The 17,169-nt window shown below is 62.2% G+C and carries 18 protein-coding genes, 1 tRNA gene and 1 pseudogene; 12 read left to right on the top strand and 8 right to left on the bottom strand.

The genetic code is table 11. The annotated features are described in order from the left end of the window. Positions 1-9: 9 nt before the first annotated feature. Together D3M59_RS08685 and rsmD are read left to right on the top strand one after the other, a co-directional pair. Entirely contained in the window at positions 10-834 is an 825-nt protein-coding gene (locus D3M59_RS08685; RefSeq protein WP_119533245.1) for a pseudouridine synthase, read from the top strand. Beyond that, positions 831-1,370, top strand: coding sequence for a 16S rRNA (guanine(966)-N(2))-methyltransferase RsmD (gene rsmD / locus D3M59_RS08680; protein ID WP_119533244.1), 540 nt, complete (start codon positions 831-833; stop codon positions 1,368-1,370). Before D3M59_RS08685 ends, rsmD begins: the two co-directional genes overlap by 4 nt. Here the strand turns inward: rsmD and D3M59_RS08675 are convergent. The 4 genes from D3M59_RS08675 to D3M59_RS08660 form a co-directional block, all read right to left on the bottom strand. Next, positions 1,360-1,731, bottom strand: a complete 372-nt coding sequence (locus tag D3M59_RS08675) for a hypothetical protein (protein ID WP_119533243.1) — start codon at positions 1,729-1,731, stop codon at positions 1,360-1,362. The genes rsmD and D3M59_RS08675 overlap by 11 nt on opposite strands. Positions 1,732-1,759: 28 nt before the next feature. Further along, positions 1,760-2,773: a 2-oxoacid:ferredoxin oxidoreductase subunit beta gene (locus D3M59_RS08670; RefSeq protein ID WP_119533242.1), complete on the bottom strand. Its 1,014-nt coding sequence runs from the start codon at positions 2,771-2,773 to the stop codon at positions 1,760-1,762. 79 nt (positions 2,774-2,852) lie between these two features. Then, positions 2,853-4,739, bottom strand: coding sequence for a 2-oxoacid:acceptor oxidoreductase subunit alpha (locus D3M59_RS08665; protein ID WP_119533241.1), 1,887 nt, complete (start codon positions 4,737-4,739; stop codon positions 2,853-2,855). A gap of 116 nt (positions 4,740-4,855) precedes the next feature. Then, entirely contained in the window at positions 4,856-5,893 is a 1,038-nt protein-coding gene (locus tag D3M59_RS08660) for a rod shape-determining protein (RefSeq protein WP_119533240.1), read from the bottom strand. 323 nt (positions 5,894-6,216) lie between these two features. On the opposite strand from D3M59_RS08660, the gene D3M59_RS08655 reads away from it, so the two are divergent. From D3M59_RS08655 to D3M59_RS12275, 7 genes and pseudogenes are all read left to right on the top strand, one after another. Continuing rightward, positions 6,217-7,635 (top strand): sensor histidine kinase, encoded by a 1,419-nt coding sequence (locus tag D3M59_RS08655; protein WP_119533364.1) that lies wholly within the window; start codon positions 6,217-6,219, stop codon positions 7,633-7,635. Continuing rightward, positions 7,622-7,978: a response regulator gene (locus tag D3M59_RS08650; RefSeq protein WP_119533239.1), complete on the top strand. Its 357-nt coding sequence runs from the start codon at positions 7,622-7,624 to the stop codon at positions 7,976-7,978. The genes D3M59_RS08655 and D3M59_RS08650 overlap by 14 nt, the downstream gene beginning before the upstream one ends. Continuing rightward, positions 7,975-8,445, top strand: a complete 471-nt coding sequence (locus D3M59_RS08645; protein WP_119533238.1) for an RNA pyrophosphohydrolase — start codon at positions 7,975-7,977, stop codon at positions 8,443-8,445. The genes D3M59_RS08650 and D3M59_RS08645 overlap by 4 nt, the downstream gene beginning before the upstream one ends. Before the next feature lie 43 nt (positions 8,446-8,488). Next, entirely contained in the window at positions 8,489-9,697 is a 1,209-nt protein-coding gene (locus D3M59_RS08640) for a hydrolase (protein WP_119533237.1), read from the top strand. Beyond that, on the top strand, positions 9,694-10,710 hold the full coding sequence (locus tag D3M59_RS08635; protein ID WP_119533236.1) for an arginine N-succinyltransferase: 1,017 nt from the start codon (positions 9,694-9,696) through the stop codon (positions 10,708-10,710). The genes D3M59_RS08640 and D3M59_RS08635 overlap by 4 nt, the downstream gene beginning before the upstream one ends. A gap of 2 nt (positions 10,711-10,712) precedes the next feature. Next, positions 10,713-11,972, top strand: coding sequence for an N-succinylarginine dihydrolase (locus D3M59_RS08630; RefSeq protein WP_407695443.1), 1,260 nt, complete (start codon positions 10,713-10,715; stop codon positions 11,970-11,972). A gap of 80 nt (positions 11,973-12,052) precedes the next feature. Continuing rightward, positions 12,053-12,250, top strand: a pseudogene (locus D3M59_RS12275) (hypothetical protein); the annotation flags it as partial. A 64-nt stretch (positions 12,251-12,314) separates the two neighbouring features. On the opposite strand, the gene D3M59_RS08620 reads toward D3M59_RS12275, so the two are convergent. Continuing rightward, entirely contained in the window at positions 12,315-12,659 is a 345-nt protein-coding gene (locus D3M59_RS08620; RefSeq protein ID WP_147416731.1) for a hypothetical protein, read from the bottom strand. Between the two features lie 492 nt (positions 12,660-13,151). Between D3M59_RS08620 and D3M59_RS08610 the strand changes: the two genes are divergently transcribed. Together D3M59_RS08610 and D3M59_RS08605 are read left to right on the top strand one after the other, a co-directional pair. Then, entirely contained in the window at positions 13,152-13,349 is a 198-nt protein-coding gene (locus tag D3M59_RS08610; RefSeq protein ID WP_119533232.1) for a hypothetical protein, read from the top strand. 184 nt (positions 13,350-13,533) lie between these two features. Then, positions 13,534-14,367, top strand: coding sequence for an outer membrane protein (locus D3M59_RS08605; protein WP_119533231.1), 834 nt, complete (start codon positions 13,534-13,536; stop codon positions 14,365-14,367). Between the two features lie 243 nt (positions 14,368-14,610). Here D3M59_RS08605 and D3M59_RS08600 read toward each other — a convergent pair. Further along, positions 14,611-14,687, bottom strand: a tRNA-Arg gene (locus tag D3M59_RS08600). Positions 14,688-14,812: 125 nt separating this feature from the next. On the opposite strand from D3M59_RS08600, the gene D3M59_RS08595 reads away from it, so the two are divergent. After that, positions 14,813-15,316, top strand: a complete 504-nt coding sequence (locus D3M59_RS08595; protein ID WP_119533230.1) for a hypothetical protein — start codon at positions 14,813-14,815, stop codon at positions 15,314-15,316. Here D3M59_RS08595 and D3M59_RS08590 read toward each other — a convergent pair. Together D3M59_RS08590 and D3M59_RS08585 are read right to left on the bottom strand one after the other, a co-directional pair. Then, positions 15,313-15,885, bottom strand: coding sequence for a GNAT family N-acetyltransferase (locus D3M59_RS08590; RefSeq protein WP_119533229.1), 573 nt, complete (start codon positions 15,883-15,885; stop codon positions 15,313-15,315). The two genes, D3M59_RS08595 and D3M59_RS08590, sit on opposite strands and share 4 nt — an antisense overlap. Then, positions 15,852-17,144, bottom strand: a complete 1,293-nt coding sequence (locus D3M59_RS08585; protein ID WP_119533228.1) for an APC family permease — start codon at positions 17,142-17,144, stop codon at positions 15,852-15,854. The genes D3M59_RS08590 and D3M59_RS08585 overlap by 34 nt, the downstream gene beginning before the upstream one ends. Between the last annotated feature and the right edge of the window lie 25 nt (positions 17,145-17,169).

The raw sequence follows: 17,169 nt of genomic DNA, 5'->3' as shown, positions 1-17,169 counted from the left end.
AAAAACCGAATGACCCCGCAACGAACGAAGCGTCCGCCGGTGCCGCATCCATCGCGCCGTGCAGGCGGAACGCCGCAAAAACCTCGCGGGCCGAAGCCCGGCCCGGCGCGCGAGGAAGGACCACAACGCATCGCCAAGCTCCTCGCGCGGGCCGGAATAGCCTCGCGGCGCGACATTGAACGGATGATTGCCGAAGGCCGCATTGCGCTGAATGGCGAAAAGCTGACGACCCCGGCGACGCTAATCGAAACGCTGCAAGGCGTTACGGTAGATGGCAAGCCGGTGAAGCCGCCGACGGCCGCGCGGTTGTTCCGCTTCTACAAGCCCGCCGGGGCACTGACGGCGGCGCGCGACCCGAAGGGCCGACCGACGATTTACGACAAGCTCCCGGAAGGCCTGCCGCGCCTGATGCCGGTCGGACGTCTCGATTTCATGACCGAAGGGCTTTTGCTGCTGACCAATGACGGCGAACTCAAGCGGCAGCTGGAATTGCCCAAGACCGGCGTCGTCCGTCACTATCGCGCCCGCGCCTTTGGCGACGTGACCCAGCAACAGCTTGAGGCATTGGCCGAGGGCGTGACCATCGAGGGTATCCGCTACGGATCGATCAACGCCAACCTTGAGCGGCGGACAGGCCGCAATTGCTGGATCGAAATGGCGCTAACCGAGGGGAAAAACCGCGAAGTCCGACGGGTTCTTGCCTACCTCGGCATGCAAGTATCGCGGCTTATCCGGACGAGTTACGGCCCGTTCACTGTCGAGGGACTGGCGCCAGGCGACATCGGGGAAATCCAGCGCGAGGACCTGTTCCAGTTTCGCCGGACGCTGAAATGAGAATTGTCGCCGGCGAATGGCGAGGGCGGAAACTGGTGGCGCCCGCCGGGGTGCAGACGCGTCCAACCGCCGACCGGACACGCGAAACACTTTTCTCCATGCTAGCGAGCCGGCTCGGTAGCTTCGACGGGCTGCGGGTTGCTGATCTCTATGCCGGGAGCGGAGCGCTGGCATTCGAAGCTTTATCGCGTGGTGCGGGCCGTGCCACGCTGGTGGAAAATGACCGGGCCGCACTCGCCGCCATCCAGCACAATACCGAGTCCCTCGGTGCTGGCACCCGGCTCACAATCAAGGCCACCTCGGCCGCCAAGCTGCCAGTGTCCGAACCGTTCGACCTGGTCTTCGCCGATCCACCATATTTACCCGGCTCAGGCAGTACCGCCGCGAAGGCGGTAGCCACCGCAGGCTGGCTCGCCGAGGGCGGCTGGATGGCGATCGAAACGAAGCGCGGCGACGATGTTGACGCGCCGGACGGCTGGTCCATCGATGCCGTGCGCGACGTGGGCCGCGCCCGATTGACCTTGCTCAGGCGCTAGGCTTCGAAGCCTTCTTTACTTCCTCGAACTCGGTGATCAGGCGCTTGCCGATCGCCGCGGCGGCGGCCTTGCCGGCAGCCTTTACGGCCTTGCTCGAGCCGCTGGTCTTGCCCTTGCTCTTGCCGGAAAAGCCGGCCTCAGCGATTGCGGCCACAGCCGCCATCGCGCCGACGGCCAGAAGGTCGCCGACCAGCGGATGATCGGCCAGTTTCAGCAGCGCGTCGACGCCCTTACCGTCCGCTTTGTTCTTGCCGCCCTTTTTCTTGGAAGATGCGGCTTTGCTCTTGACGCTGGCGCCCTTGGCGGCAGCATCCTTCTTTTTTTTCTTTTTGGGCGCTTCAGCCGCTTTCACATCCGCCATCAGACAGTCACCTCCCCCGCTGAACCGCCTATTCAGCGCGCGGTTCCTTTTCGACCTGCCAAGTCTGGCCCTTGCTGACCAAGGCTTGCAGGTCAGGCTTCTTGCCGGCCGAAGCGGCGGCGTTCTGCCCGATCACTGCGCTGTCGAATGTCGGCGCCGGGTCTTCGTAGAGAACGCCGAGCGCCACCGGGAAGCTCGCAACCGGCATCTCGACCAGCATATGTGCGACCGCGCGGTTTTTGGGGTTGTGGACGATAACTTCGTCGCTGTCGCCGTCGACCACCTTCAGCATGTGCTGCTCCATGTCGAGCGCGAGGCCCTTAGTGCCATTGGCGTAGAGCATCTTCTCACCCGGCTTCAGCCAGAGCTGCTTGTCCGCAGCGACAGACTTGTCGGTGAAGGGCGCGAACACATCGTCATTGTAGACTACGCAATTCTGGTAGATTTCTACGAAGCTCGCACCGCGATGGGCATGCGCCGCCTTCAACACGTCGGGCAGATTCTTGTGCACGTCGATGCCACGTGCGACGAAGCGGGCACCGCTGCCCAGCGCGAAGGCGCACGGATTGGCCGGCCGATCGACCGAGCCGAATGGCGTCGAAGGAGTGCGCGTTCCGACTCGGGAAGTCGGCGAATACTGACCCTTGGTCAGGCCATAGATTTCGTTGTTGAACAGCAGCAGCTGGCAATCGAGATTGCGGCGCAGCAAGTGCATCGTGTGGTTGCCGCCGATCGACAACGCGTCACCATCGCCAGTGATGATCCATACGTCGAGTTCCGGATTGGCCAGTTTGGTTCCCGTTGCGACGGCGCAAGCGCGGCCGTGGATCGTGTGGAAGCCATAGCTGGCCATGTAATACGGAAAGCGGCTGGAGCAGCCGATGCCCGAAATGAACACGGTCTTTTCGCGCGCAACTCCAAGGTCCGGCATGGTCCGCTGAACCGCCTTCAGCACCGCATAATCGCCACAACCCGGACACCAGCGAACCTCTTGGTCGGATGCCCAGTCCTTGGCGGTCGTGATCTTGGTAACATCGTTCATGCGAGGTAGCCGTTGAGCCAGAGATACAGGAAGATCACCAGCAGTAACATGGCGATCAGGGGCACAGGATTGATTGGTTTCATGCCAACGCCGCCTCGATTGCGGCTTCGATTTCCGCGATACGGAACGGGTGGCCCGACACCTTGTTGAGCGGCTTCGCATCGACCAGAAACTGATCACGAAGTACGGTTTTCAGCTGTCCGGTGTTCATTTCCGGCACGATGATGCGCTCGAAGCCCTTGAGCAGGACAGACATGTTCCGCGGCATCGGAGCGATGTGGCGAATGTGAATGTGCGAGACGTCCAGTCCGCGCATCCGCGCCCGGCGAACCGCCTGGTGAATCGGACCGAAAGTCGAGCCCCAACCCACCACGGCAAGTTTGCCCGACCAATTACCGATGCAGACCTCCTGCTCAGGGATAGACTCGGCAATCCCATCCACCTTTGCAGCGCGAAGTCGCGTCATTTCCGCATGAGCTTCCGGCGAATAGTCGATGTTACCGGTGCCTGGCTGCTTTTCGATACCGCCGATGCGATGCTCAGGACCCGGCGTGCCCGGCTTGATCCACGGCCGCGCGAGGTCGGCATTGCGCCGGTAGGGCATGACTTGGTCATTATCCGGCTCCATCGCGGAGCCCTCAGCGAATTCGACGGGGAAAGGCTCGTACCCGCCCATGTCCGGCACCTTCCACGGCTCGGCCGCATTGGCGATATAGCCGTCGGTCAGCAGCATAACGGGAGTCATGTAACGAGTTGCGATCCGCACCGCCTCGATCGCGCAATCAAAAGCGTCGGCAGGCGATCGGGCGGCAATCACCGGCATCGGCGCGTCTCCGTTGCGGCCATAGACGGCTTGATAAAGGTCGGACTGCTCGGTCTTCGTGGGCAAGCCAGTCGACGGGCCGCCACGCTGCGAATTGACGATGACCAGCGGAAGCTCGGTCATAATGGCCAGGCCCATTGCCTCGCCTTTGAGCGCGATGCCCGGGCCGGACGATGACGTTACACCGAGTTGCCCGGCATAGCTGGCCCCGATTGCAGCGCAGATTGCTGCGATTTCATCCTCCGCCTGGAACGTGGTGATCCCATATTCCTTGAGCCGCGACAGATGGTGAAGGATCGCCGATGCCGGCGTAATCGGATAGCCGCCGAAGAACATCGGCAGGCCTGCCAACTGCGCGCCAGCGATCAGGCCCAGCGACAGCGATTCCGCTCCGGTCACTGTGCGGTAAAGACCAGGCTCCGCAGGTGCCGCGTCGATATGGTGCTTATGGACTTGGCCGCCGATCTCGACCGTCTCGCCATAGGCGTGACCGGCGTTCAATGCGGCAATGTTCGCCTCCGCAAGTTCGGGCGCCTTCGCGAACTTGGTCTTCAGCCAGTCAATAATGGGGCCGCGTTCGCGGTCGAACATCCAGAGCGCAAGGCCCAACGTCCACATATTCTTGCAGCGCAGTGCCTCCTTGTTACCGAGACCGAACGGCTTCACGGCATCGAGCGTCAGCTGCGAGATGTTGAAATGGACAAGGTTCCACTTCGCCAGACTGCCGTCTTCCAGCGGGTTGGCGTCGTAGCCGGCCTTGGCAAGGTTGCGGGGCGAGAACTCCCCTTCGTCGACAATAATCAAACCACCCTCGCGAAGCGCGTTCACGTTCACCTTGAGCGCCGCGGGGTTCATCGCGATCAAAACGTCCGGCTGGTCGCCGGCAGTTTCAATTGCGGTCGATCCGAAGTTGATTTGGAATGCGGACACCCCGAACGTGGTGCCCTGCGGCGCCCTGATTTCGGCCGGAAAGTCGGGGAAGGTCGCAAGATCGTTACCCGCAAGGGCGGTCGAAAGCGTGAACTGACCGCCGGTCAGCTGCATACCGTCGCCGCTGTCGCCCGCGAAGCGCACGACCATTGCGTCGAGCATCGGGTGGGCCTGGGATTCTTCTTCGGTAATGGTGTGGGTGGCCGAAGCCATAGACTCGTTCCTGAAAGCTGTTCAGCTTCCTTTACGAGCGTGGCGCCTGCTTCGCTAGGCTTGTCGTGTGTTGCATGGATCCCAAGAATTCCGTGCGAGCGCCAGCTGACGCCGGCTCATGCGGCCATCAGCGCCCCACGCAGCACTCGATCCTCCAGCGTCTGGCCCGCGCCAAGCGCGACACATTCCATCGCATTGTCAGCGATGTGGACTGGAAGACCGGTCGCTTCCTGGATCAGCGTCCCGATACCGCGAAGCAAAGAGCCGCCGCCCGTCATGGTTATGCCCTGGTCGATGACATCGGCGGCAATTTCGGGCTGGGTGTGTTCCAGTGCGGCGCGCACGACCTCAACAATTTGAGCAACGGGCTCCGCAAGTGCATCCGCGACTTGCGCTTGGTTCAGCTCGATCTCCCCCGGCATGCCGCGGCTGACGTCGCGTCCGCGGACCGTCGTAATCAGACCGATGCCATCGCCCGGGTGAAGCGCCGAGCCAATTTCCAGCTTAACGCGCTCGGCCGTGCCCTCACCGATCAGCAGGTTGAAATTTCGGCGGACATAGGACGCAATGGCGTCGTCCATCCGGTCGCCACCGACGCGTGCCGAACGGCAAAAGGCAAGGCCCTGTAGCGAGATCACTCCGACCTCGGTCGTGCCACCACCGATGTCGACTACCATCGATCCGATCGGCTCTGCGACGGGAAGACCCGCGCCGATCGCCGCTGCCATCGGTTCCTCGATCAGCGAAACCTTGTCCGCTCCGGCATTGCTCACCGCGTCCCTGATGGCGCGCCGTTCCACCGAAGTGGCGCCAGAGGGGATGCAAATCACCACCTCGGGCCCCCGCGAAAAGCGCGTGAGGCCGCCCTGCGCCTTGCGGATAAAATGCTTGATCATTTCTTCGGCGATCTCAAGGTCGGCTATGACGCCGCTCCGCAGCGGACGGATTGTCTGGATGTTGCGCGGCGTCTTGCCCAGCATCAGCTTCGCGTCATCACCGACTGCCCGGACCTTACGGATGCCGTCGATGGTTTCCATCGCGACCACCGACGGTTCGCTCGAAATAATGCCGACGCCGCGGGCATAAACAACCGTGTTGGCAGTACCCAAATCGATGGCGATGTCGCGCGACGCGAAGTTGAACAAGGAACGCATAAAACCCCCACCCGGCCGGAATCGGAAAATGAAAACCCTTCAACGGCTTACGCGGGATTGCGCGCGGCGGAATATGGTTAATGCACGTTAAAAGCTGGCTGTGCGTTTATTGCGTTGAATGGAGGAACCGATCGGGTCGCTCATGCCCGAGTTGGTGGAGGGTCGGGGCATCTGGCTCGCCGCGCCGATAGGGAGCAATCGCACAGGTTTTCGCCAATTTGACAAAAATTAACCGTGCCCGCATCGAAACCAATGCCGGGCCTGAACCATTCTAACCCGACCTAGCGCCAGGACCGTTCGTGCCGTTCGATTTCAAAACCCTCATGACATCGTCACCAAACCCCTATGTCCTGCTAGACAGGGACTTGGCGATCGTCTGGACGAACGAAGCTTATCTTCGGGTCACAGGCCGGACGCATGATGCCCTCATCGGCCGGCGCATGTTTGACGCTTTTCCGGCCGATCCTAACTCGGAAAGCTACCGCCTTCTCAGCGGATCCTTGGAGCGAGTTCTTCGCACTGGCAAGACCGATGAGCTAGCGCTGATACGCTACGACATTGAGCGACAGGACGGCGCGATGGACGTCCGCTATTGGAGCGCCACCCATACTCCCCTGCTGGATGCAGACGGTCGCGTCGAGCACATCCTGCAGCATACCGTGGACGTGACGGAGCTTCACGGGCTGCGCCGGATGCGAGACGAGATGGGGATCGTTGAGCGCGCACAGCGCGTCCAGTCCCAGAATCTCGACCTAAGCGAAGAAAGTGGCCGCCTTCGAAAGATGTTCGAGCAGACGCCAGGATTCTTGGCCCTGCTGACCGGACCCGAACATCGATTCGTTCTTGCCAACGCGGCGTACCGGCAATTGATCGGTGGGCGCGATGTTGTTGGACAGACCGTCGCAGAGGCCCTTCCCGAAGTTATCGAGCAGGGCTTCGTCACGCTGCTTGACTCGGTGATGGCCAACGGAAAGCCATTTGTCGGCAAGCAACTGAAGGTGACGCTCGCACATGGCGACGAGGAGGCCGAGCGCTATCTAGACTTCATTTACCAGCCGATCCTCGATAGTGACGGCCGGGTTGGCGGCGTGCTCGTGCAGGGCCACGACGTGACCGAACAGGTCGAAGCCGAGGAAGGCCAGCGGCTGCTGATCAACGAACTCAACCACCGGGTGAAAAATACGCTGGCTATTGTCCAGGCACTGGCGACGCAGAGCTTTCGCGAGCTCGAGGGGTCGGAAGGCGCGCGCCGTACGCTCGACGCTCGCCTCCATGCGCTGGCCGCGGCCCATGGTCTACTGACCAGCAGTAATTGGGAAGCGGCGCCGCTGGACGAGACAATCCGTAGCGCGGCGGAGGCAACCGCCGGGGCAGATGTCGATCGCATCTATCGTCAAGGACCCGACCTCGAGCTTGGTCCGCAAACAGCGGTGTCGCTGGCAATGATCGTTCACGAGCTGACGACCAATGCAATTAAATATGGAGCGCTGTGCGCACCGGAGGGGCACGTCGACATTCGCTGGGCTGTTGAAGAACTGGATAGCGGAAAGCGCCAACTGGCAATCGATTGGGTCGAGCGCGGCGGACCGCCGGCGGTCGAGCCAGACCGGCGCGGTTTCGGGACGCGACTGATCAAGCGCGGCCTTTCGAGCGACCGGCGGAGCGGCGCCGAAATGCGATTCACGCCGCAAGGCTTTGAATATCGGGTGACGATGGAGCTGGCGGCGGATGACGCTCAATAGCCGACTCGTGCTGATCGTCGAGGACGAGCCAATCATCGGCCTCGCGCTTGAAGATATGCTGAGCGCCGAAGGGGCGCGGGTTCTGCTCGCCGACCGGATTGACGATGCATTCGATATAGTCGGCAGCGAGCAGGTCGACGTCGCGATACTCGACGTCAACGTTCACGGTATCCACAGTTATGAATTGGCCGGTTCGCTCACCCGCGCAGGCGTGCCCTATATCTTCGCCACGGGCTACGGCGATCTGTCGCACCCGCCCGAGTTTGCCGGCGTGCCGACAATCACCAAGCCCTACAATCTGAAGGACATCGAGCGCGCGCTGCGCGTTGCGGAGCAAGAATGAGCGACGACGATCTCTATCGCCGCGGCGTCGGCGTCATGCTGATCAACCACCAAAAGCTTGCGTGGGTTGGGCGGCGCATCGATAACCGGGACGAAGCATGGCAGATGCCCCAAGGCGGCCTCGATGAGGGAGAAGAGCCGTGGGCAGGTGCGCTTCGCGAGTTGGAGGAAGAGACTGGCATCGCGCCGCGCCTGGTAGAAAAGCTCGCCGATCACCCGCAGCAGCTTCGCTACGACATTCCCGATGCGATCGCTTCCAGCCTATGGGGCGGCAAATGGAAAGGCCAGCTCCAGGACTGGTTCCTGGCCCGCTTCCTGGGTAGTGACGATGACGTTGATATCGTCACCGAGCATCCCGAATTCAGTCACTGGCAATGGGTAGAGCCGCACCTCCTCCCGGAACTAATCGTGCCGTTCAAGCGCGACATGTACCGGACGATCGTCGAAGGCTTCGCCGACCACCTATAGCGTCGGTGTGGTGTTTGGTCGCGCAGCGCGCTAGACGCCCCGCATGGAGGGGCTGACCAGCATCGAGCGCGCCTGCGTCGAGCGGGCGATGGACGTCGATATGCTGCGCCAGGTCGAGGCGTGGGCGGCGATGAACACCGGTTCGCGCAACCTTGGCGGACTGAATGACATGGCTGGGATCCTGGCCGACGCCTTCTCCATCCTTCCTTGCGAAATGCATCTGGTCGAGCCGGCACCAGTCGAGGCCGTGGACGCTTCCGGCAAGCCATTCGCCGTCGCGCACGGACGGAACTTGCATCTCACTGTGAGGCCCGGTGCGCCGGTGCAGCTGCTCTTTACCGGGCACATGGACACGGTCTTCCCGGTCGACCACCCTTTCCAGTCAATGCGCTGGATCGAGGATGGCGTTCTGAATGGACCAGGCGTCGCCGACATGAAGGGAGGCATCGCCGTCATGCTCGCCGCGCTCGCTGCGGTTGAGGCCAGCCCAGAGGCAAAGCGGGTCGGATATGAAGTCGTAATCAATAGCGATGAGGAGGTCGGTTCGCTCGGCTCGGCGGCACTGATCGCGACAGCTGCGGCAGGCAAGCGTGCCGCACTTACCTACGAGCCGTCGGCAATGCCGGACGGTACGCTTGCGGGCGCACGGCCCGGCAGCGGCAACTTCAGCTTCACCATCCATGGCCGCTCGGCACATGCCGGCCGCAATCCGGAGGATGGCCGCAATGCCGTCGTAGCCGCGGCGGACCTGGCCCTTCGCCTGCAAAAGGGCGTCGGCCCCCGCCTCTCGGTCAATCCCGCCAAGATCGAGGGCGGCAGCCCGAACAATGTTGTTCCCGATCTTGCGGTGCTTCGCGTCAACCTTCGCCCGGCGACACTGGAAGATCAGGCCCGGGCGCAAAGCCTGATCGACAGCTCTGTCGCTATGGTTGCCGCCGAACATGACGTGGAGATCCACGTCCACGGCCTTTTCGCTCGGCCGCCCAAGCCAATGACCCCCCCATTGGAATCTTTGTTCGGAGTTGTGAAGCAGGCGGGCGCCGACCTTGGCCAGTCGATTGGCTGGCAGCCGACTGGCGGAGTTTGCGACGGCAACAATATCGCCGCCTGCGGCGTGCCCGTTATCGACACGATGGGCGTGCGCGGCGGCAAGATTCATTCGATGGAGGAATATCTGATCGTCGACAGCCTGCCGGAGCGCGCGGCCTTATCCGCGCTGACCATCCTGCGCCTTGCCGGAGAGGGCGCATGAGTTTTCGGATTCGAGCCGCGCTGCCCAAAGACATCCGAGCGATGTACGACCTCGCGAAGCTGACTGGTGGCGGTTTCACCAACCTCCCCGCCGACAAGGACACACTGGAAGCAAAGCTGGAGCGTTCCGAGGCGGGGTTCAGCCGCAAGGGCGAGGGTCCGTCCGACGACCTTTACGTCTTCATGCTGGAAAACGTCGAAACCGGCCAGATTCGCGGCACCTGCCAGGTTTTCGGGCAGGTCGGCAACGACCGACCGTTCTACAGCTACCTTATCTCCACGCTGACGCAGAAAAGCGAAGAGCTTGGCCGCATCTTCCGTAACCAGGCATTGACGCTGACGACCGACCTGGAAGGGTCCAGCGAAGTCGGCGGTCTGTTCCTCCATCCGCAGGAACGTGCGGGCGGGCTCGGCATGTTGCTGGCCCGGTCGCGATATCTGTTCATCAAGCAGCACCGTCCCCGCTTCGGCGACATGGTGTTGGCGGAGCTTCGCGGCGTGATGGACCCGGCCGGTCATTCGCCATTCTGGGACGCAATCGGCGGTCGCTTCTTTGGCATGAGCTTCCCCGAAGCCGACGAGTTCAATGCCGTCCACGGGACGCAGTTCATCGCCGACCTGTTCCCGAAGACTCCAATCTATATCGCCATGCTGCCGGAGAGCGCGCAGTCAGTAATCGGCCAGCCGCATCCGACCGGTCGGGCAGCACTGAAGATGTTGGAGAATGAAGGCTTCGTTTGGGACAGCTATGTCGACATTTTCGACGGCGGTCCCACCGTTACGGCCCGCACCGACCGGATCAAGACAGTGATGGATGCCGAATGGTTGCGCGTCGGCGGCGTTAACGAAGAAGGAGGCTCGACCATGATGCTGGCCGCGGGGGTCTATCACGAGTTCATGGCGTGCTACGGCCAGGCCCGGCAGACCGCCAACGGTGAACTGCTGATCGATGCCGCGGCGATGGACATGCTCAATGTCGGACCTGGCGACCGAGTATTAGCCGTGGCGCGATGACGATGAGCGAAATTCGGGAAATCAATTTCGACGGAATTGTCGGGCCAAGTCACAATTACGCTGGCCTGAGCCTCGGCAACCTCGCCTCATCCCGCAACGCCGGCGAAGTGTCGCAGCCCCGCGCCGCTGCCCTGCAGGGTGTGGACAAGATGCGATCCAACCTTGCCCTCGGGCTGGTGCAGGGCGTCTTTCTCCCCCAGCCCAGACCTGCCCGGGAATGGCTGTCGCAGCTCGGGACTAGCGTCGAAGACGCCGATCCGGTCATCGCCGCCAATGCAATGAGTGCATCTGCCATGTGGGCCGCTAATGCCGCGACGGTTAGCCCGGCGCCCGACACTGCCGACGGCCGATGCCACCTGACCGTCGCCAATCTGAAAACGATGGCGCACCGCAGCCATGAATGGCCCGCAACGCTGGCACAGCTGCAACTGGCCTTTGCCGGCGATCCATTTCGCGTTCATGCCCCTGTTCCACCCGCCTTCGGCGACGAGGGCGCGGCGAACCATATGCGGCTGACGCCATCGCATGGCGAGCCGGGCGTGGAGGTGTTCGTCTACGGCATTTCGGGTGGCCCCTTCCCTGCCCGCCAACATGTCGAGGCCTCCAAGGCCATCGCGCGCCTCCACCGACTTGACCCGTCACGGACGATCTTCGCGGCGCAAAGCGAGGAGGCGATTGCCGCAGGCGCCTTCCATAATGACGTTGTCGCGGTCGCCAACGGACCAGTGCTGTTTGCACATGAAAAGGCATTCGCAGACCGAGATGCGTTGGTAACGGAGTTGCAAGCCAAGGTGCCCGGCTTCGAACTGGTCGAAGTCCCGGATGCCGAGGTGCCGCTGGCCGACGCAATCCGCAGCTATTTGTTCAACGCCCAGTTGGTCACGCCCACCGATGGAGCGATGACGCTAGTTGCCCCGACTGAGTGTCGTGACACTCCCTCCGTCTCTTCCTGGATCGAGCGGCATCTGGCGTCAAACGGGGCGATCCGCCGAGTCAATTTCGTGGACGTTCGCCAGTCGATGGCCAATGGGGGCGGCCCCGCCTGCCTGCGGCTTCGCGTCGCCTGCGATCCGTCGCTCGTTGACCCGCGCTTTATCGTCGACAACGCCAAGCTCGACCGGATTGCGGAAGTAATTGCTCGAAGCTGGCCTAAGCAAATCGCAACGTCAGAACTGCAGTCGGCTGCGTTGGTCCGCGACATAGAGAACGCTCGATTGTCCCTGCTCGAGACACTGGAACTCAGCGGACTCGCCTTGCATTAATTTTTTCTTTACCAATCAACTTAAGCCGGAACCCGCGGAACTCCGCCAACGGCCCGCCGTTTGCTTAACGATTGGATCCGATGACGCGTATTGCCCGCCTTTTCACCATCAAGACGCGTTTCGAAGCGTTTCTGGTGACTTATGCGATTGCGGTTGGTGCGGTCGAACGGGGCGTTCACTACATGCAGAATTATCCCGGCAACGGCGGCGTTCTGCTCGCACTCGCCTGCCTCGGCGTACCGTTCATAGCCGGTGCAAAACTCATCGACAGCGTGAAGCCCGCGCCTGCAGTCTTCATCGGTCCGCGTGCGTTAACGCGCCGCCATTCTGAGCCGCGCGCCGTCAGTCGTAGTCGACCCAAAGATCGCCGGAGGGCCCGCGGTTTAGCGTTACCGTCGTCACATCGCACAGATTGACGCCCGTGAAGGTGGCGGTGCCACCGCCCGCTAAGTCGGCTTTGATGTCGAATGCGCAATCGGGATTGGCGAACGCGACCGCGAGGCGCGCCCCGCTCGGTGGCGAACCCGTCAGTGATTGCCAGGCCGACGTGCCAACTCGACGGATTGATAGCTTACCGATGTTCGTGCCAGTCCGGTTCACCAGAGTGAAGTTCCCTGCCTGCGCAGACGCGGGAACCGGTGCGACCATTACCGCCGCGGCCAGCAACGGGGCGATGAAGCGTTTCATATCATCGATATAATGCATCAGGCGGACGGTTCAAAGGGTCGACGCGCGCCCGCCCCGCTCGATCGGACGCGCGTCCCCTTCGCGCGGCTAGGCCGCGAAAGCCGCAGGACCCTTGGGGCGCGCGCGCCTGACAATAAACGCCGCCTGCGACGGCTGACGAAAACTTTCCGAAAGGGGCAAAGCCGTGGCGCAGAATCCGCACTCCGCCAACGTGCGTCCGATTATCCAGTGCGTCCGCCCGCACCCGGGGCAATGATTGACCTCATTCTCCCTATACACCGCATGATAACCGCGGGCTGCGGGGTTGAACGGAATGGCTTCCGAACTCAACATGATCGTTCCTCCAATAGGCGTGGAAACGAGCGACGAGTCGTTAGGTTTCAACGATAAGGCGATTCGCCGCGGATGTCACCGCCGTGCCACGCTTTGTCCCAGCGGGGGACGGGCAAGCCCTTGTGGATATTAACCATCGCTTCACCTTTTGCGCGCAAGGTGGCGTCGCCGAACGATGGTCCGGGGGGTAAGTACGACATGGAGTCGAACCAGCGTTTTTACATGCGCCGCGCAGCCGAGGAGCGAACCGCCGCGATACGCGCGATCACGCCCCAGGCCCGCGAGTGGCATCATAAGCTTGCACAGGATTTTGCTCGCCGCGCCGCCGAAAATGGCGCGGTAGCCATGACGGCCTGAACGTCCGGGTCGCTGTCGCCAAACGCGCGACCCAACCCTCGCGACACTGACGTAAGACATTGAAAGAATTGGGAGTCCCTAGCATTCGGGACGACCCTCCTTTCCTGTCAACTTCGGCTGGCGCCTCATCATTAACTCTGTTAAATAATTCGGGTTCGTCACGAACGGAAATACGGGGGTTACGATGATCAAACGTACCTGCCTCGCCCTGCTGGCCAGCACGCTGCTGGCCACGCCCGCGATGGCTCGAGACAAAAGTCTGTATGTCGGGATCGAAGGCGGCGTGATGTGGGCGAAGGACATCCATGTGGATGCCATCACCCCCAACATCAGCCAAGACGACTATCTCGTTATCGACCATAAGATGGGCTACGATATCGATGCCATCTTCGGTTACGACGGCGGAATGTTCCGCGCCGAGTTGGAGCTTGGCTACAAGCGGGCATCGCATGACGAATATAGCCTGACGTTCGACACTGGCGATGGTGTCATCAGCGACACGTTCGATGCCGACGGAAGCACTCGCTATTACTCCATCATGACGAACCTTCTGCTCGACGTGGGCAACGAGGATGGTCTTAGCTTCTACGCCGGACCCGGCATCGGCTTCGCTTGGGGCAAGTTCAAGATCAACAGCGATGATGGTGACTTCAGTGCCAAGGACGGCGGCGTCGCCCTTCAGGGAATCGCCGGCGTTCGTTACGCCGTTTCGCCCAATGTCGATGTTGGCCTGAAATATCGCTACTTCCGGTCCAGCCGGATCAAGGAAAGCATCGACGATGAGTTTGACCTGCGTGGTGGTCGGTTCAAATCTCACTCGCTGCTGGCGACGCTGACTTATAACTTTGTCTCGGCGGCCCCGCCGCCTCCACCTCCGCCGCCGCCTCCGCCGCCTCCGCCGCCTCCGGCGACGCAGACGTGCCCAGACGGCTCGGTGATCCTGGCGACGGACGCTTGCCCACCGCCACCTCCGCCGCCGCCACCGCCGCCTCCGCCGCCGGAACCGGAACGGGGCTAAGCCAGCCTTTCAGCAAGAGGCGGTGGCAACACTGCCGTACTCTTGGGGGCAGAGACGGTCCGGGGAGCAATCCCCGGGCCGTTTCACTTAGGAACGTACTAGTTCGCGTTCTCTTGCGGAATCTTCGGTATGTCCGCACCGCACCGGCCAAGACCCATTGTCCGGACTCCAGCCAGCGCACGAGAATCGAGCGTGCCGAGCCGCCCGTCTTCTTGCGCGTGGCGCCATGGGAATCTGGAAAAATGGCGCGCCCGGAACGATTCGAACGTCCGACCCTCAGATTCGTAGTCTGATGCTCTATCCAGCTGAGCTACGGGCGCGTGCCGGGGGGTCCATTAGGGCGCACTGCCCGACCGCGCAACCCTCTTTTCCCAGCAATGGCCTTTAGTCGCGACAAAAGCAGCGATGGATTGCGAAGCTTGTCAGCCAACCCTAAGCCAGCGTCATGCGCCGACTGTCGCCGTTCATCGCCATCGCCGCCCTGTCGGCTTGCAGTGGTCCAAGTGCCGGACCGGAGCCCAGCCTTGCCCCACGCCCGGCGGAAGCAATCGACCCGCGCATTCCGATCCCCGGCGATATTCCGGCAGGCCCCGCCGATGCGGCATTGTTGGGTGAATTGGACGGACTTGTCTCACAAGCCCGCGCCGGCGTCGGGCCGTTCCAGTCACTGGAGGCGACAGCGTCGCGGCTGGCCGCCTTGGCCGGGCCAGTGTCCAGCGAAGGCTGGGTTTCTGCCCAGCAGGCGCTCTCCCGGCTGGTCGAACAATATGGGGTCACGACCCGCGCGGCAGCGGATATCGATGCCCTTGCGGCACAGCGGTTGAAGGAGCGCCGCTGGATCGGTGTGGCCGACCAGCGCGCGATCGCCTCAGCTTCGACAGAAGTTGGCGCGATCGACGACACCCAGTCGGCAGCGATTGCTAGGATACGCGAGCAACTCGCTCGCTAGGCAATAGCTGCGGCCCGCGCTGCGGGCCAATCGGCGGCATCCATCCGATAGACGATGCTGGGGTTGAGCTCCGGGCCGAAGCGCGTGTCGATAAAGTCCAAGTCCGGACGCCGCGTCATTCCCAACCGCTTCATCAAGCCTTGGCTCGATTCATTGGCTTCGACCGTCAGCGCGACGACGTGCGGAGCGCCAAACTTGCCGAACGCCAGATCGAGCGACGCAATAGCCGCCTCCTTAGCATAGCCCCTGCCCCAAGCGCTCTCGCGGAGCCGCCATCCTATCTCGAACTGGCCCGTAAGGTTACTGCCCGGCGCATTGACCCGTTTGAGACCGCAAAAGCCCTGAAGCTCGCCGTCCTCGTTCCGCTCAATCAACCAGAAGGTATGGCCGTAATCGCGCTGGAAGCCCTGGATACGCTCCAGCGCAGCATTCCACTTTGCCTCGTCCTGTACACCGCCCAAGTGCCGCATGACCGCAGGTGTGTTCATGACGGCATAAAAGCGGTTCCCATCTTCCAGGTCCCAGGTCCGCAGGGTTAGACGGTCGGTGGTGGCGGCGATTTCTGCCATCGGGTTTCCCAGCGAGAAAGAAAGTACAGGATAGCGCCGGCGAGCGCGAGCAGGCCAAGGCTGGCCCATTCGTCGGGCTTGGTCTGAAACATTGCCCAGATGCACAACGCTGCGCCGGCGAATGGAAACAACAGTCGGCGCGGCCAAGCGCGCGAAGTGCCAAAATGCCGGTCCAAGCGCGGCGCCGCGAATATGCAACCGAGATATGCAAACAACCGCGCGAGAGAGCTGACCACCGCAAGGAAGACGAACGTTCCACTCAATGCGAGTACCATCGCCGACAAACCGAAGAACATGATAGAGAAGACTGGTGTACCGAACCGCGGGGAGATGCCGGCGAAGCGCGCGGGAATCATCCCCTGCTCCGCCATCCCAACCGTCAGACGGGAATTGGCGAGCAGCGCTGACGCCTGGTTGCCAATAATCGAGATAATTACGGTCACGGCCATGGCAACGGCTGCTGCGGGCCCGCCGACGTGGCGGGCCAAGTCGACCAGCGGCGTTTCGCTATTCGCGAGACCAGCGCCGCCGTAGGCCCACTGGACGAGCGCATAAAGCAAAGTGATGACAAGCACCGTGCCGACCAGCGCAATCGGAATTGTTCGGCGCGGATCCCGCGCTTCGCCTGCGGGAACGGTTGCAGTCTCGAATGCGGTGAAGGCGTAAAGTGCGACTAGGGCGACGCTTTCTACGGCGGTGAGTTGCGGGATGACCGGCGCCGTTCCGCCGCCAATCAGCAGCAGGGCGGCAATGGCAACGATGAGCAGCGGCGCGACCTTCAGGACCGTGATTCCACCCAGCACGGCCAGCGCCCGCCGTACCCCCACGATGTTCAGCGCCATTAGCGAACCGAACAGAATAATGATGAGAAGAGATCGGCCTAAGGTCTCTCCGGCCAACGGATAGAATACTGCAACGGTGGTCGCGAGGATGGTCGCGTTGGCGGCAATCGAGGCCACGCGGGCGACATAGGCCAGCCAGCCGATGACAAATCCCGGCAACGGCCCGAACGCCGTGGCGACATAAAGCAGTGGCCCGCCCGAACTGTCGAAGTGACGAGCGCAGTCGCCGAACGACAAGGCAATGCATGCCATCCCTAAGCCAGCCATAATCAGAAGCAGTGGTGCGAAGCTGCCGACCGCCGCATCAAGCTTACCCGGCAAGGCAAAGATACCCGTCCCGATCATTCCGTTGGCGGCGATCAGGATGATTCCAAGGATGCCGAAACTTCTCGCCGGCTTAGTAAGGATCGCGCGCATGGCTATTGGTGACGCGCGATCAGCC

The sequence above is a fragment of the Sphingomonas edaphi genome, assembly GCF_003583725.1.
Classification (GTDB): Bacteria; Pseudomonadota; Alphaproteobacteria; order Sphingomonadales; family Sphingomonadaceae; genus Sphingomicrobium; species Sphingomicrobium edaphi.
Note: the sequence above shows the minus strand (reverse complement) of the source record. Positions and strands in the feature narration are given on the sequence as shown.